The organism is Acinetobacter indicus CIP 110367, assembly GCF_000488255.1.
GTDB classification, from domain to species: domain Bacteria; phylum Pseudomonadota; class Gammaproteobacteria; order Pseudomonadales; family Moraxellaceae; genus Acinetobacter; species Acinetobacter indicus.
Map to the genome: position 1 here is coordinate 436,175 of NZ_KI530745.1, position 15,971 is coordinate 452,145.

The 15,971-nt window shown below is 45.9% G+C and carries 14 protein-coding genes; 8 read left to right on the forward strand and 6 right to left on the reverse strand.

What is annotated here, in order from left to right:
* Positions 1-64 precede the first annotated feature (64 nt).
* Positions 65-1,390, forward strand: a complete 1,326-nt coding sequence (locus P253_RS02130) for an ISNCY family transposase (protein ID WP_001280601.1) — start codon at positions 65-67, stop codon at positions 1,388-1,390.
* A 146-nt stretch (positions 1,391-1,536) separates the two neighbouring features.
* Positions 1,537-2,871: an ISNCY family transposase gene (locus tag P253_RS02135; RefSeq protein WP_023274400.1), complete on the forward strand. Its 1,335-nt coding sequence runs from the start codon at positions 1,537-1,539 to the stop codon at positions 2,869-2,871.
* Positions 2,872-2,931: 60 nt separating this feature from the next.
* On the opposite strand, the gene P253_RS02140 is transcribed toward P253_RS02135, so the two are convergent.
* The 4 genes from P253_RS02140 to P253_RS02155 form a co-directional block, all read right to left on the reverse strand.
* Entirely contained in the window at positions 2,932-3,462 is a 531-nt protein-coding gene (locus P253_RS02140; RefSeq protein ID WP_016658409.1) for a gamma carbonic anhydrase family protein, read from the reverse strand.
* Positions 3,463-3,568: 106 nt separating this feature from the next.
* Positions 3,569-4,717: a D-alanyl-D-alanine carboxypeptidase PBP5/6 gene (dacC, locus tag P253_RS02145; protein ID WP_016658408.1), complete on the reverse strand. Its 1,149-nt coding sequence runs from the start codon at positions 4,715-4,717 to the stop codon at positions 3,569-3,571.
* Between the two features lie 117 nt (positions 4,718-4,834).
* A complete protein-coding gene (locus P253_RS02150; protein WP_016658407.1) occupies positions 4,835-5,230 on the reverse strand; it encodes an MCR_0457 family protein in 396 nt (131 codons plus the stop codon).
* Positions 5,231-5,427: 197 nt separating this feature from the next.
* A complete protein-coding gene (locus tag P253_RS02155; protein ID WP_016658406.1) occupies positions 5,428-5,799 on the reverse strand; it encodes an MCR_0457 family protein in 372 nt (123 codons plus the stop codon).
* Between the two features lie 110 nt (positions 5,800-5,909).
* On the opposite strand from P253_RS02155, the gene surE reads away from it, so the two are divergent.
* The 3 genes from surE to P253_RS02170 all read left to right on the forward strand — a co-directional run bounded on the left by surE (position 5,910) and on the right by P253_RS02170 (position 8,656).
* The gene (gene surE, locus P253_RS02160; protein WP_016658405.1) at positions 5,910-6,686 is read left to right on the forward strand and encodes a 5'/3'-nucleotidase SurE; all 777 of its coding nucleotides are present in this window, start codon (positions 5,910-5,912) and stop codon (positions 6,684-6,686) included.
* 110 nt (positions 6,687-6,796) lie between these two features.
* Positions 6,797-7,633, forward strand: coding sequence for a peptidoglycan DD-metalloendopeptidase family protein (locus P253_RS02165; protein WP_016658404.1), 837 nt, complete (start codon positions 6,797-6,799; stop codon positions 7,631-7,633).
* A 93-nt stretch (positions 7,634-7,726) separates the two neighbouring features.
* Positions 7,727-8,656 carry a LysR family transcriptional regulator gene (locus P253_RS02170; protein WP_005176807.1) on the forward strand — a complete coding sequence of 310 codons (930 nt, stop codon included), beginning with the start codon at positions 7,727-7,729 and terminating at the stop codon, positions 8,654-8,656.
* Between the two features lie 82 nt (positions 8,657-8,738).
* Here the strand turns inward: P253_RS02170 and P253_RS02175 are convergent, their stop codons facing one another.
* Complete coding sequence (locus P253_RS02175; protein ID WP_016658403.1) at positions 8,739-9,950, reverse strand: aspartate aminotransferase family protein; 1,212 nt, start codon at positions 9,948-9,950, stop codon at positions 8,739-8,741.
* Positions 9,951-10,110: 160 nt separating this feature from the next.
* On the opposite strand from P253_RS02175, the gene grxD reads away from it, so the two are divergent.
* Positions 10,111-10,452: a Grx4 family monothiol glutaredoxin gene (gene grxD, locus P253_RS02180; protein ID WP_005176812.1), complete on the forward strand. Its 342-nt coding sequence runs from the start codon at positions 10,111-10,113 to the stop codon at positions 10,450-10,452.
* Between the two features lie 55 nt (positions 10,453-10,507).
* Here the strand turns inward: grxD and P253_RS02185 are convergent, their stop codons facing one another.
* The gene (locus P253_RS02185; protein ID WP_016658402.1) at positions 10,508-13,120 is read right to left on the reverse strand and encodes a Lon protease family protein; all 2,613 of its coding nucleotides are present in this window, start codon (positions 13,118-13,120) and stop codon (positions 10,508-10,510) included.
* Between the two features lie 202 nt (positions 13,121-13,322).
* Here P253_RS02185 and P253_RS02190 point away from each other — a divergent pair, with 202 nt between their 5' ends.
* Both P253_RS02190 and gloA read left to right on the forward strand, forming a co-directional pair.
* On the forward strand, positions 13,323-15,479 hold the full coding sequence (locus tag P253_RS02190; protein WP_016658401.1) for an AmpG family muropeptide MFS transporter: 2,157 nt from the start codon (positions 13,323-13,325) through the stop codon (positions 15,477-15,479).
* 1 nt (position 15,480) lies between these two features.
* The gene (gene gloA, locus P253_RS02195) at positions 15,481-15,882 is read left to right on the forward strand and encodes a lactoylglutathione lyase (RefSeq protein WP_016658400.1); all 402 of its coding nucleotides are present in this window, start codon (positions 15,481-15,483) and stop codon (positions 15,880-15,882) included.
* Positions 15,883-15,971: the final 89 nt, after the last annotated feature.

Sequence of the window (15,971 nt, forward strand, 5' to 3'; positions counted from 1 at the left end):
TGTCCGCTTTTAGAATATGCACTTTTGCAATTTCGTTAGCGGACGGTTTGATATGTTGGTGTCTATGTCGGATAAAGAACTTAAACGATTGTCGGTCTTGCAGGAAATCTGCGATCAACGCATAACTCAATCCCAGGCTGCTCAGCTACTTCATATTTCAGAACGTCAGATCAGACGCTTACTGCAGAAATACAAAGCTCAAGGTCCCGCTGCATTAGCCCATGCCGGTCGTGGCCAAATCAGCAATTCCAAACTTCCTGAAGAACTCAGACTCAAGTGCCTCAATATTGTTTCTGATCAACTCCATGGTTTCGGACCCACTTTAGCGCATGAAAAGCTCACCACCGTACATGGATTCGATCTTTCAGTAGAAACCCTGCGTTCCTGGATGATTGCAGCTGACTTATGGATTCCTCGATCCAAGCGCCTAAAACGCCCGTATCAGCCTCGTTACAACCGGGATTGCTTTGGTGAACTGATCCAAATTGATGGCTCATATCATGACTGGTTTGAAGGACGCGCTGCTAAATGCTGTCTGCTGGTGTTTATCGATGATGCTACAGGCAAATTGCAGCATTTACGCTTCTGTGAATCAGAATCAGCCTTTGATTATATGATTTCAACACGCTTGTATGTTGAGCAGCATGGTAAGCCGTTGGCATTTTACAGCGACAAACATTCAGTCTTCAGGGTGAATCAAAGCAGCAAGAAAGACACCAAGATTACCCAGTTTGGACGCGTACTCAGTACCCTGAATATCGATATCATCTTCGCCAATTCACCACAGGCCAAAGGCCGTGTGGAACGTGCCAACAGAACCCTTCAGGACCGTCTGATCAAGGAGATGCGTCTGGAAGGTATCAGCTCGATTGAGCAAGCTAATGCCTGGCTACCCTGCTTCATTGAGCAGTTCAATCAGAAGTTCGCCAAGATGGCTTTTAATCCTAAGGATCTACATCGGCCTATCACTGAAACAGCCGAAGAATTAGATGATATTTTTACTTGGCGTGAACCCCGCAGAGTCACGAATAGCCTGACGATTACTTATGATAAATGCGTATATCTCCTGGAAAACACCGAAGAAAATCAAAGGTTGATCGGTAAGTATCTTGAGTTCCTGGAATACCCGGATGGTACTGTAGCCCTCATGCATGATGGCCGAAAGATCAATTACAGCCTCTTCGATAAATTAAGTCAGCTGAATCAGCGAGAGATTGTTGAGAATAAACGGTTGGGTGCTGTTCTGAATCATATCCAACAACAGCATGAAGAACTGGAACAACAAAACAAACGCAATCGTTCTCAAAAGATGCCAAGCAGACGTGCACAGAAAATAGCAATCAAAGAACGAAATCTAAATCCTGTGCTTGACTTGGAATTGTCCATATAGGACATTTCTATTTGGTTATTAGGTAGGACATTTCTACTTAGGAATAACAACGCTTGTTAGAACCCATTCAAAATGTCTATATTCTCACCAATAAAAATGTCTAGTTTATGATGGTTTTTATCACCATGGACTGGATATAAATATAGATGCTGATCACTATGTCTGACAAAGAAATTCAACGGCTTGCAGTTCTGCAAGACGTTCGAGATCAACGTATTACCCAAGTCCGTGCTGCTGAAATCCTCAATCTTTCAACCCGTCAAATTACCCGGTTATTGCAGAAGCTCAATCAAGATGGTGTCTCAGGTATGGCACATGCCAGTCGTGGTCAACCTGGCCATCGTCGCCATGATGACTTGTTAAAATCAAAGTGCCTTTCCATTATTGCTGAACATTTGCTGGGTTTTGGACCCACCTTGGCGCATGAGAAGCTCAGCAGCATGTTTGACCTGAATATCCCGGTAGAAACGCTTCGGCGCTGGATGACGGCCAATGACCTGTGGATTCCTCGATCCAAGCGCCTAAAACGTCCATATCAGCCACGTTATAACCGTGATTGCTTCGGTGAACTGATTCAGATTGATGGCTCATATCATGACTGGTTTGAAGGACGCGCTGCTAAATGCTGTTTATTGGTGTATATCGATGATGCTACAGGCAAACTGTTGCATTTACGCTTCTGTGAGGCAGAAACGACCTTTGATTATATGATTTCAACCCGAGCCTACATTGAGCAGCATGGTAAGCCGTTGGCATTTTATAGCGATAAACACTCGGTATTTAGAGTCAACCAGAAATCCAGGCAAGACAGCCAGATCACGCAATTTGGGCGGATTCTGAATGAGTTAAACATTGATATCATCTTCGCCAATTCACCCCAGGCCAAAGGTCGCGTAGAGCGAGCGAATAGAACCCTTCAGGACCGTTTGATCAAGGAGATGCGTCTGGAAGGTATCAGCTCGATTGAGCAAGCTAATGCCTGGTTGCCCTGCTTTATTGAGCAGTTCAATCAGAAGTTCGCCAAATGTGCGCGAAACTCAAAGAACCTGCATCGACCATTAACCGAATCTGATCTTGAACTGGATGATATTTTTACCTGGCAGGAACCGCGTAAGGTCACCAAGAACCTGACGATTACCTATGACAAATGTATTTATCTGCTTGAACCGACAGAGCTGAATCATAAGCTTGCTGGGCAATACATTTCATTTCTGGAGTATCCGGATGGCACTGTGGCCCTCATGCATGAAGGACGAAAGCTCAACTACAGCATCTTCAATAAATTGGCTGGGCTGCAGCAAAATGAGATTGTTGAGAATAAACGGTTAGGTTCAGTCCTGGCGCATATCCAGCAACAACATGAAGAATTGGAGAAACAGAATAAACGTTCCCGTGCCAAGAAAAGTATGCCGAGCCGTAAAGCTCAGAAAGCTGTTATTGAACAAAGAAATTTAAATCCTGTGCTTGACTCTTGTGGTTAAAAACAGGACATTTTAAATGGTTTTTCGCATAGACATTTTAATTGGTGAATAACATCAATTTTACTTATAATTCCCCGAAACCTTCACATAATTCTGCGCTGAATAGGGCAAAAAGGCTTTTTCTTTATCAGTCAGCGGGCGTACTTTTTGTACCGGACTGCCAACATATAAATAACCACTTTCTAAACGCTTGCGTGGTGGTACCAGAGAACCCGCGCCAATCATCACATCATCTTCAACAATCACATCATCCAGAATAATGGTGTTAATTCCGACCAGAACACGGTTACCAATTGTGCAGCCATGCAAGGTCACATGATGGCCAATGGTAACATCTTCACCAATAATTAGCGGTGAGCCATCCGGTTTATCGGCATTTTTATGGCTGACATGCAGCATGGCATGATCCTGTACATTCGAGTTGTTGCCAATACGAATAGAATTAACATCCCCGCGAATTACGGCAAACGGCCAAACTGAGACATTTTCGCCTAATACCACATCACCAATGACCACACCCATCGGGTCGATATAACAGGAATCATCAATCTGTGGATGGGTATCTAAATAAGGACGAATGTTCTGGCTCATGGTGATCTGCTCGTAAAAGTGGAATGATCAAGACAATAGTATAAAAGAAAAAGCACCCATTCGCTGAATGAGTGCCTTCACTTAAGTCTAAAGTCGTGCTTTAAACTTAGAACAGGTTGCTAAAGAACTGCTTGATATGGTCAATGAGGCGCGAGAAGAAGCCAGCTTCTTCAACTGCGTTTAAAGCCACCAGTGGTTTTTCAGCAATTACTTTACCATCTAAGCTTGCGACATATTTACCAATGACCTGGCCTTTTTGTAGCGGCGCAGTCAATTTCGGCTGAACCACCAATTGGGTTTTAATTTCATTGGCTTTGCCTTTAGGCATGGTCACATTAAAGTTTTCAGCCAGACCAATTTGTACTTCGTCAGACTGACCAAACCAGACTTTAGATTTGGCCAGGACCTGATTTGCAGGCTGTACATTTTTGGTTTCAAAGTTGGCATAACCCCAAGCCAGCAATTCACGTGTTTGTGTCGCACGTTCCTGCATGGTTGGCGCGCCAAAAATCACAGAAATCAGACGCGTTGGGCCACGTTTTGCAGAAGTCGTTAAACAGTAGCCGGCTTCATTGGTATGACCGGTTTTTAAACCATCAACACTTGGGTCTGTATAGAGCAGGGCATTACGGTTGCCTTGACGGATGCCATTAAAGGTAAATTCTTTTTCTGAATAAATCGGATAATATTTAGAACTGTCTTTAATGATGTGCTGGGCCAAGGTTGCCATATCTTTGGCTGTTGAATAATGGCCGTCTGCTGGCATACCAGTCGAGTTAATAAACTGGGTATTGGTCATGCCAATTTTTTTGGCTTCTTCGTTCATCATGTGTACGAAGGTGCCTTCATTGCCGGCAATGTGTTCCGCCATGGCTTTAGAGGCATCATTACCCGACTGAACAATAATTCCACGCAGCATTTCAAGTACAGTTGCAGTGCCATTCAGCGGAACATACATACATGATTCTGTGCTACTACCACGACACCATGCAGATTCGTTCATACGAACTTTTTCATCTTCCGTGAGTTCGCCCTTCAATAGTTTTTGTTCAATGATGAAACTGGTCATCATTTTGGTCATTGACGCCGGGGCAAGTTTTTCATTTTCATTTTTCGATGCAAGAATTTGCCCTGTTTCATAATCCATTAAAACATAAGATTTATTATTGAGTTCTGGTGGATTGGATAAAACAGTTGCTGCATAAGAAAAGCTTGGTAGGAGGAGTAAGGCAGCAAGGGCGTTTTTTCGAGTCATTCTAGGTGTTCCAATACTTGATATATGCACAAAAGAGGCTAGCATTTTAGGATAAAGCAAAGCCGACTTCTATGGGAGAAATCGGCTTATCGGAAAAAGTATTGTAACCAAATAGTTTTATTTGCTGTACGCGGTCAATTCCTGGCAAATGGCCTTATTTTTCTGGCTTCCCGCTTTTTTGGCATCGGCCTGTGCTTCAACCAGCATCGGCTTAAAACTTTTTTGCTTGCTTAGGGCTTGTAAAGCTGCAACCGGATCTTTTTCTGCCGGCATATATTCTTTGGCCAGTTTGGCATAGCCCTGATTAAATTTAGTCTGGTCTTTGTCCTGAATTAACGCTGGGCACACTTCAGATAATACATAAATGGCTGCCAGTTCCTGCTGGGTGACTTTTTGAAGTGGTGTGACTTCAATATTTTCATTCTGTGCCAGTGCGGTTTGCCCCAAACCCAAAGTAATGGCGATACCAGCCAGAAGTTGCAAAGATTTCGTTTTTAATTGGGAAGTGTACATAAAAAAATAGACCTAAAACTTAAAAATACCACATGCCCATAAGCTTAATGATTTTTGACAGAATGAAAAGAAAAGAAGTGTATCTGAGCAGGCTGACACACAACCAAAATTAAAAAGCCAAATCAGAAATGCAATAAAAAAGAGCAATCAACCTATGCTGATTACTCTTGATGTGAAGATGGTGCGTCAGTACAAACCTAAAGTTCGATTGCAGCAGCATCCTGACAAACAATTTTCTGTTCATCTGCCGTGGTTTCTTTAGCAGCATCACGTGCTTCAATCAGAATATTCTTATATTCAGCATCAGCCTGCAGTGCGCTGTAGCTTAAAGTCTGACCTTTTAAGTCTGCCAGGTAAGTTTCAATTAAAGCCTGAATATTGCTATCCAGTTTGGCGTTTTTGCCAATAATGGCCGGACAAACCTCAGCCATCACCTGAGCGGCAGCAATGTCTTCTTTCACAATGGTATTGGCTTCTTCTACCGTCAAGCCTTCAGCATTGACCGCTTGAGAGAGAATTACCGCAAAACCAAGCCCCAGTAAACGACGTACAGATAAGCGACGAATCATGTTATACACACTTTTTATTGATGGAAGTTCGACACTAAATATATATACTTCTCATTATATTTCAATGAAATGTGCTGACCGGTCATTTATTTAATTTGAAGAGTAAATTTGTGAATATCTTAATTGCCAATGATGATGGCGTTTTTGCGCCAGGGATCCAGGCGCTTGCACACGCATTAAAACCTTTGGGCCGTGTGGTAATTGTCGCGCCAGAAAGTGAGCGTAGCGGGTTTTCCAGTGCCTTGACCTTAGATCGTCCTTTACGTCCAATTCCGATTGCTCAAGATATCTGGGCGGTGAATGGCACTCCGGCAGACTGTGTCTATTTATCTATGAATGGCCTGTTTGATTTTGAATTTGATCTGGTGGTGAGCGGGATTAACAGCGGCGCCAATCTGGGTGATGATGTACTGTATTCAGGTACCGTTGGTGCTGCTTTTGAAGGGCGTTTAATGACGCAGCCGGCCATAGCTGTATCACTGGCTGGCCCTAATGTCCGAGCTTATCAGCATCCGGCCGATTATGCAGTTGCCGCGCAGTGGGTGCATGATTTTATTGCCAACGGCTTGCCAACCTTGCCGCCACGCCACATTTTGAATATTAATATTCCAGATGTGGCGGAATTAAAAGGCGCAAAAATTACCTATCAGGGCCGTCGCAGTCAATCTAAACCGATTACCAGCCATGTCGATCCGCGCGGTCGCCAGGTGTACTGGATTGGACTGGCCGGAGAAGCCGTTGCAGACCCGCGTAAAGATGTGGGTGAAATCCAGTCGGATTTCTTTGCTGTGGCCAATGGCTATGTCAGCATCACCCCAATTCAGATGGATGCGACCAATTACGATATTCTGGGGCATCTGCATGACAGCTTGAGTCCAGCCCTGTAAAGAATGTTATAACTTTGTGAAAAAGTACCGTCTGAAACTCTTTTTCGGTGCTTTTTTGTTAATCTTAGCGCAGTTCAATAATTACATTTAAGATGTAGAGAGGAAGATTAATGCCTTTGGTGTCACACGGTCGTTTATTTGCAGCACCGACAACATTGTTGAAAACTTTATTTGTATCTACAGCCGTTATTTCTACGCTCATCATCAGTGGCTGTGCGTCTAAACCTCAAGTACATAATTCTGCACGTTATGCGGCTGCGCCAAATTTCTATACCGTACGCTCAGGTGATACTTTAAGCGGCATTGCAGCACGTTATGGTTTAAGTTATCTCAGTATTGCGGAAATGAACGATATTGCCGCGCCATACCGGATTTATGTGGGCCAGTCGATTCGTCTGAAAAGTGGCAGTGCACCGCGTACCACCACGACGCGTCCGGTAACGCAGCCAGCACCAATCCAGCGTCAGACCATTGCTATTCCAAAAACTACGCCAGCACCGACCGCACCGGTAACCACGACGACCACAACCACACCACGAACCACTACTCCGGCGCCGACAGTGAGTTCTACCGTAGGTTCTTTACGCTGGGTGAAACCATCTAATGGTGCAGTAATTGAGAACTTCAATTTAGCGTCGAATGTGAAAGGGATTCGTTATGGCGGCAATGTCGGTGATCCGGTCTTTGCAGCTGCAGACGGGCAGGTGGTGTATGCCGCAGATGGCCTGAAAGAATACGGTAACCTGGTGTTAATTAAGCATATTAATGGCTACATTACGGCTTATGCACATAACAGTAAACTTAACGTGAATAGTGGACAAAATGTAGCAGCAGGGCAGAAAATTGCCGAAATGGGCTCATCGGGCACCACCCGCACCATGCTGGAATTCCAGGTCCGCCTTGATGGCAAGCCGATCAACCCGACTAATGTTTTACCAATAAATTAATTTTTTTAAGTGCAAAACGTAAATTTCACCGTATAATACAATGAGTTGCTTTTATCAAAGGTAGGAGCATCTCATAAGTTCAGAGGGAAATTTATGTTAGATCAACTTCGAGCAATGGGTGTATTTGCTTGTGTTGTTGAAAAAAGCTCGTTTAGTGGCGCTGCGCGTGAACTCGGTATCACCACAAGTGCTGTAAGTCAGCAAATTCGTTCTTTGGAAAATGAAATGGAAGTAACGCTGTTACACCGTTCCACCCGAAAACTGAGTTTGACTGAAGCTGGACAAGCTTTTTTCCACAGCTGTCAGGAAATGCTCGCCGCTGCGGAGCGTGGTAAAATACGCATTAATGAATTACGCGATGACCTGGTAGGTGATTTGCGTATCGCAACCACCCCGGAACTGGGTGCGAATCATGTCATTCCGGCATTGTCGCACTGGATGTCAGCCCATCGTGGCTTGGCCATACATGTCGAAGCGGACAATCAGTTTATTGACCTGATTGAAGGTCGGATTGATATTGCTTTGCGCATGAGTTCAAAAATTGAAGATAGTCAGCTGAATGTAGTGCCACTGGCGCGCGTTGAGCAGGTTCTGGTGGCATCACCAAGTTATCTGAACCAGACCACACCGGTGTCACGTCCTGAAGATTTAAAAAATCATGACCTGATTCCAGTAAATTTGATGAAAAATTATGCCAGTTTTTCATTTCATCACGCCAGTACGGGTGAAGTGGTCGGACTGGACATGAGCTCTCGCCTCACCACAAATAATGTTCTGATTGCCAAATCATTATGTTTACAAGGGCACGGAATCGCGAGACTTTTATATCTAGATGTACAAAAAGATTTAATTAACGGGTCTTTGGTCGAAGTATTACCTGAATGGAAATTGCCGACCTTTACATTGTATGCGATTACGCCAAAACGTGAGCAGCAGCCAATGAAAGTGCATCGTTGTCTGGATGCTTTAAAACAGTATTTTTGTCAGTTACCTGGCGGCAGAATTTACCAGGAAGCCTCATAAAATATAACAATTCAGAAATTAAAAAAGCCGCATCATGCGGCTTTTTTATGCAGATTGAGATCTGTTGAGATCAACACGCGGCTTAAGCCAGGAACGTTTTGATCATTTTCACCAGACGTTCAACCAGCTGATCGGCCTGTTCCTGGCTAATGTTCAAGGTTGGCAGTAAACGCACCACGGAGCCGGCGGTCACATTGACAATCAGTTTGTATTCATCACGGGCAATATCCACCAGTTCTGCGCAGGCTTTAGGTAATTCAATCCCGATCATCAGGCCAAAACCACGCACGCTGACATTTTGGTCAGCCAGCTGGTTGCGTAGCTGCTCAACAATATAGCTACCCATTTTTGCGGCATTCTCGACCAGATTTTCTTTCTGGATAATATCAATCACGGTGTAGACCACACGTGACCCCAGGGCAGTACCACTGTAGGTTGAACCATGGTTACCGGCAGTGAGTACACCCACACCGCGACCTTGGGTCATCACTGCACCAATCGGGAAGCCATTGCCCAGGCCTTTGGCAGTGGTTAAGACATCTGGCACAATATTGGTGTGCTGATAGGCAAAATATTTACCGGTACGGCCGTTACCAGTTTGCACTTCATCCAGCATCATCAGCCAGTTGTGCTGGTTACAGATGCGGCGGATATCTTCTAGGTAGCTAAAGCCTTGAGGCGCGGTATTAACACCGCCTTCGCCCTGAATTGGCTCAACCAGAATCGCGACGATGTCCGGATACTGAATGGCGGCTTCTTCAATGGCTTCAACATCACCAAACGGTACACGGATAAAACCTTCTACCAGCGGTGCAAAACCTTCCTGGACTTTTTTATTGCCGGTGGCAGATAGGGTTGCCAGGGTACGGCCGTGGAACGACTGATCGGCGACAATAATTTTCGGATTGGCAATGCCTTGTAAATAACCAAATTTACGTGCAATTTTAATGGCACCTTCATTCGATTCTGCACCACTGTTAGAGAAGAAGACTTCTTCCATACCAGCGACTTCTGCCAGTTTTTGTGCAGCGGCAGTTTGCCAAGGCACTTCAAACAGGTTGCTGGTATGAATCAGGGTTGCAGCTTGTTCCGCAATTGCTTCAGCAATCACTGGATGAGCATGACCCAAACCGCAAACGGCGATCCCAGTTAAGGCATCTAAATACTCTGTACCATCTTCGGTATAAAGATATGCACCTCGTCCTCGGACAAAGCTGATCGGTTGACGACCAAAGACTGGCATCAAATGAGACGGTTGATCAGTTTGTACCGGAGCGAGGGTAATATTGTTCATGACTAACTCTTTACTGTTAGGTGGAAAGAAAAACTTATATAAGCAAAAACTTGGTCAGATTTAAAGGGTAATTGTAAATAAAAATGGATTTATTACTTTAGACGTACTGTTTTTCTCTGTTTTGGGTATAATGCAAAACAGATTAGTTGAGGATTTATCAATGACTGAACAAGCACGCGATACCGAAGCGTTAATTCGTGACCAAATTGCTAAACATGCAGTTCTTCTTTACATGAAAGGCACACCGCAATTCCCACAATGTGGTTTCTCAGCTCGTGCAGTAGAAGCGCTCAGTCAAATTGGTCGTCCATTTGCCTATGTGAATATTCTTGAAAACCAGGATATTCGTGCAACTTTGCCGAAAATTGCCAACTGGCCAACTTTCCCGCAATTGTGGATCAATGGCGAGTTAATTGGCGGTAGCGATATTATGCTGGATATGTTCCAAAAAGGTGAGTTACAGCCTTTGGTTGAACAGTACAGCCCAGCGCCTGAAGCTTAATTCAGTCGTATAAAAAAGCGCCTTTCGGCGCTTTTTTGCTTTTTTAGACCGGCCATTATGAGCCAGTCTGGTTACGGGCATCTTCTATCGGAATAGCCTCAATTGCTGCTTCAGCAGGCTGATCTTTTTTCTTGGCCTTTTTTTCTTTCTTGGCTTTTTTCTTTTTCTTCGGCTCTTCCTCTTCAATTTCTGCGCCATCTTCAATGGCTTGCCAGTATTCCAGCTGCGCCATCACCATGTCATAAATCGAGCCTTTGCTATAACGGCCTTTTTTGTCCAGTTTTCCGACCGGACGCGCCATCAGAATTTCCAGTGCCTGATCAATCACATCAATGGCATGAATATGGAATTCGCCTTTTTGCACCGCTTCAATCACATCTTTACGCAGCATGAGATGCTGCATGTTTTGACGCGGAATAATCACGCCTTGCTTGCCGGTTAAACCTTGTAATTTACAGGCATCATAGAAGCCTTCAATTTTGGCATTGACGCCGCCAACAGGTTGCACCTGACCCAGCTGGTTCATGGAACCGGTAATGGCCCAGGACTGATCAATTGGTAACTGGCTGATTGCTGAAATCAGGGCAGACAGTTCCGCAACGGTGGCGCTATCACCATCGACCTGACCATAGCTCTGTTCAAAGGCCAGTGCGGCAGAGAAGTGCAGAATCTGTTCGCGGCCAAAATGGGCTTTCAGGAAGCTGGACATTAACAGCACGCCTTTGGCATGCAGCGAGCCGCCCAATTCAACACTGCGTTCAATATCCAGAATATCGCCGCCGCCCTGATAGACCGATGCCGTCAGGCGCGAAGGCAGGCCAAACTCGACATCGGCATAATGAATCACGGACAGGGCATTGATCTGACCCAGACGATGACCCTTGGTTTCAATCAGCTGGGTGCCGCGCGACAGGTCCTGCCAGTACAGTTCACGCAAATAGCCTAAGCGATATTTACGATGATCCAGCGCCATGTTGATATGTTCTTCTGACACCATCTTTTTGTCGGCTTGTACCGCATGATGATGTGATTCCCGAATCAGATCACCCAGCGTCAGGGCATGTAAGGACAGCGAGCTTTGGTCCTCGGCCAGACGACTCGAGTCGGTTAACAGCGCGGCCAGGGCAGAGCGGTCAAAGGGCAGCAGTTTATCGGCCTGAACATAATCAGCTATCAGCTGCATATAAGCCTGCTCATTGGTGTCATTACGTTGTAATGTATCGGTGAAGTCGGCACGGATTTTAAAGACGCTGCCCAGCTCCGGTTCGACTTCCAGAATTTCATAATAGATTTCCGGCTCGGCCAGTAGAATGACCTTTAAGGTCAGGGGAATTGATTCCGGTTCAATCGAAATACTGCCGGTTAAAGTCAGCATATGTTCCAGTGAGGACAGTTTTAGCTGGCCCGATTTCAAGGCACGTTTCAGCCCTTGCCAGGCATAAGGCTGTTCCAGTAACTGTTCGGCTTCCAGAATTAAAAAACCGCCATTGGCACGATGTAAGGCACCGGAACGGATTAAGGTGAAGTCAGTGGTGATGGTGCCGTTCTGGGTCATCTGTTCCACATGACCGAGCAGGTTGTAGTGGGTCGGGAAATCTTCAAAGATCACCGGCGCACCCGAATTCGGTTTATGCGTGACAACAATATTGGCCTGATAACGCGCTGGCACCCGGCTAAACACTGCCGGAGTGAAGTCATCTTCTTCCTGTTCCAGCACCATTTCAACATTGTTGATAATGTCTTCGGCATAGTATTTCAGATAGTCTTCAAGCCCTTGAACCTCTGAAAATTTATTCAGCAATAAATCAATCCGCGGCATCACCACCTGTTTGGCAATGTCACGATTCAGGACCTGAACCCGATCGCGGGCATCATCTTCCAGATCGCCCAGATGCAGACCCAGACGTTCCAGTTTTTTATCCATATAGCGCATATTGGCGGCAATTTCGGCGCGCTCTTTGCTACTTAAGGCATTGACATCTTCCTGGGTCATTTCCTGCAGCTGGTCATCTTTAAACTGCACCGGAATAAAGCAGTGCTCGTCATTGCGCGAGACCAGTTTTAAATCCAGGGTTTCACCTTCTTTGGTCAGTTCAATGAGGGCCTGTTGCTGTTCATCACCGGTTTGCTGGCGAATCTGTTCAATGCGGTTGTGATAGGTTTCGGCGCTAAAACGGCGTTCCAGCTGCTTTAAAATGGTCTGCCAGCTCTGATGTAGCTGGGTCTGGAATTTCGGTGCCTGACCGGCCGGCAGTCGCAGGGCAATGGGCTGGCGCGGGTTTTTAAAATTATTGACATACACCCAGTCATTTGGCGTGGCCATGGTTTTGGCATGTTGCTGCAGTAAACGCCGGATCATGGTGCGTTTGCCCAGTCCTGCCGTACCGACCGCAAAAATGTTATAGCCGGAATACGGCAAGGCAATGCCGGCTTCTACCGAAGCACGGGCGCGATCCTGACCCAGAAAATTATTTAAAGGTTTAATCCGTTTGGTGGAGGCCGGAATTTTGTCCAGATCCGGAATATGGGTCAGCTGTTCCGGGCTTAAGCGGGTGTTATTAAGTGTCGTTTGAATTTCGGCTTGTTCGAAGGCTGAGGTAAGAGTTTGTTCTGGTTGTAAAACTAATGTTTGTTGTTCGGTAATTGAAGCAGATAAAGAAGAGGTCATGTGCTCGTGTCTTTGCGTCACTGTGAAATCCAAAACGAAATTATTGCAATAGAGATTTAAGGTATACAGGTTTAATAGAAAATTTCAAGCCAGGCCGCTGCATTTCTCCAGAAAATCACAGGGCGTTTGCATAAATCAGGTTGAAACCAAATCCATTAAACGATTGAATAGCAACATTCAGTTTTTTGACAAAAATAATGTAATGACAACACAATCTACAGGATGGAAATCTGCCTTTACCGCATTTTTAGATCGGCGTGCGCTGATCATGCTGTTTCTTGGCTTCTCGGCCGGTATTCCCATTCTTCTTATTTTTTCCAGTTTATCGTTATGGTTAGGTGAAGCCGGCATTAGCCGTAATGCCGTAACTTTCTTTAGCTGGGCGGCGCTGGGTTATTCATTTAAGTTTGTCTGGGCACCATTAATTGATGAGTTACCGGTACCGTATTTAACCCAGAAACTGGGCCGGCGCCGGGCCTGGCTTTTAATTGCCCAGGTCCTGATTATATGCGCCATCTGTATTATGGCCTTTTCAGATCCGGCCTTAGGGCAGACGCATCTCTACCAGATGGCGGTGGGTGCGGTGCTGCTCGGTTTTGCTGCGGCCACGCAAGATATTGTGATTGATGCCTATCGTATTGAGCTGGCTGAAACCCAGATGCAAACTGTACTGGCTTCGACCTATAACGCCGGTTATCGTATCGGGATGATTGTAGCTGGTGCGGGCGCTTTATTTCTGGCGGCGTATCTGGGCACGGCCAAAGGCAACTATATTTATGAGGCCTGGAAATACACCTATCTGGTGATGGCCGCGGTGATGCTGATCGGGATGTGTACCACGCTGGTGATTCGTGAGCCGGTGGTGGAGCGTGTCCGTAAAGAATATAAACGCAGCGATTATTATCGTCTGGTGGCGGTGTTTTTTGTCGCCGTGATCAGTTTTGTGCTGAGTTATATCTATTCCGGTCAGGCGCTGGATGCACTGAAAAACCAGCTCAGTATTCAGGATTCCTTCCTGCTGTTTACGCTGGAGGCAATCCGTTTTATTGGCTCGGGTGCGGTGGCTTTACTGGTTGGAACCGTGCTAGTGAAACTAGGTGCGGTCAATAAGCAGATGGCTTTTGAAACCTGGGTGCATCCGGTCGCGGATTTCTTTAAGCGCTATGGTTTAAAGCTGGCTTTGGTGTTACTGCTGCTGATCGGGTTTTATCGGGTTTCGGATATTATTGCAGGGGTCATTTCCAATGTGTTTTATCAGGACCTGAACTTCAGCAAAGAACAGATTGCTGAAGCAGTCAAAGTCTACGGGGTGATTTTCTCGTTGGTGGGTGGCTTCCTGGGTGGTTTGCTGGCCCAAAAAATGAATATCATGAAACTGATGTTTCTGGGCGCAGTGCTGGCCAGCTCGACCAACCTGATTTTTATTGGACTGGTCAAATCCGGGCAAAGCCTGAGTGATGTGCAGGTGAATGTCGGGGCGCAGCAATATAAGGTACAGGCCGATGAAGCCGGTTACTGGAGTGTACAGGTACCGAGCAACGTGCTGGCTCAGGCCAATCAGATTCAGGTACAGGCACAATACGCCAATCAGTCCGATCAGGCACAATTAAGCATGCCGTATTTGCAGCAGACCGGCACAGCCCAAATCCAGTTATTACCGATTACTTCGGATGACCGGATTTCTGTACAGGAAGCCGAGCAAAGTCTGGTGATTCGTGGTCAGTTGAGTGGTCTTGATGCTGCACAGCTACAACCTGAACAGCCGCTGAGTTTGGTTCTGGATGGCAAGGAATATCCGGCCAAGCTGGAAGAGGGTGGCCTGTTTAGTGGAGTGATTGAAGGCCAGCAGTTACAGACAGCACAAAATAGCACGATTCAGGTCCAGGCCCGATTGCTGGATGGCAGTACACTCAGTGCTAACCGTAGCTATCAGCTGGCACCGCAGCATCCGGTGCTGGATATTGATATTCAGGCCCTGACACCGGTGGATATCAACGCTGATGCAGCGGTAGAAGTTCGCGGTAAGGTGATTAAACCGTATAGCAGTTTATGGCTCTATCTGGCAATTATTATTGATAACCTGGCCTCCGGTCTGGCCGGTGCGGCATTTATTGCCTTCCTGTCCAGCTTAACCAGTGTGTCGTTTACCGCTGTACAATATGCGATCTTTAGTTCGCTAATGACCCTCACCCCTAAAATTTTAGGTGGATATTCAGGTACCATAGTCAATAATATCGGTTATCCGAGTTTCTTCCTCATGACCACGCTGCTTGGAATTCCGATTCTGATTCTGGTGGTGTGGGTGGCAAAATTATTGCGTGCTCATGAACACGCTCAAATTCAACAAAAGGACGAATAATATGCGCATGCTGCATACCATGTTACGTGTAGGCAATTTAGAACGGTCATTGCAGTTCTATACTGAAGTACTTGGCATGACTTTACTCCGTAAACGTGACTACGAAGAAGGCCGCTTTACCCTGGCATTTGTCGGCTATGGTGATGAAGACAACCATACCGTGCTGGAACTGACCCATAACTGGGATACAGACAGCTATGAGCTGGGCAATGGCTATGGTCATATTGCCATTGCAGTGGAAGATGCTTACAAAGCCTGTGAAGAAATCAAGGCGCGCGGCGGCAATGTGGTGCGTGAAGCGGGTCCAATGAAAGGCGGCGTGACCGTAATTGCCTTTGTGGAAGATCCGGACGGTTATAAAATCGAACTGATCCAGCAGGATGGCAATGCCCGCAATAACTAAGTTGGCGCAGTAGTATAGCGCCACAAAATAGTGAACATTAAGCCAGCAGACTAGCTTTATTGTTCCAGCCCAGTAAGATGGAACTTTAC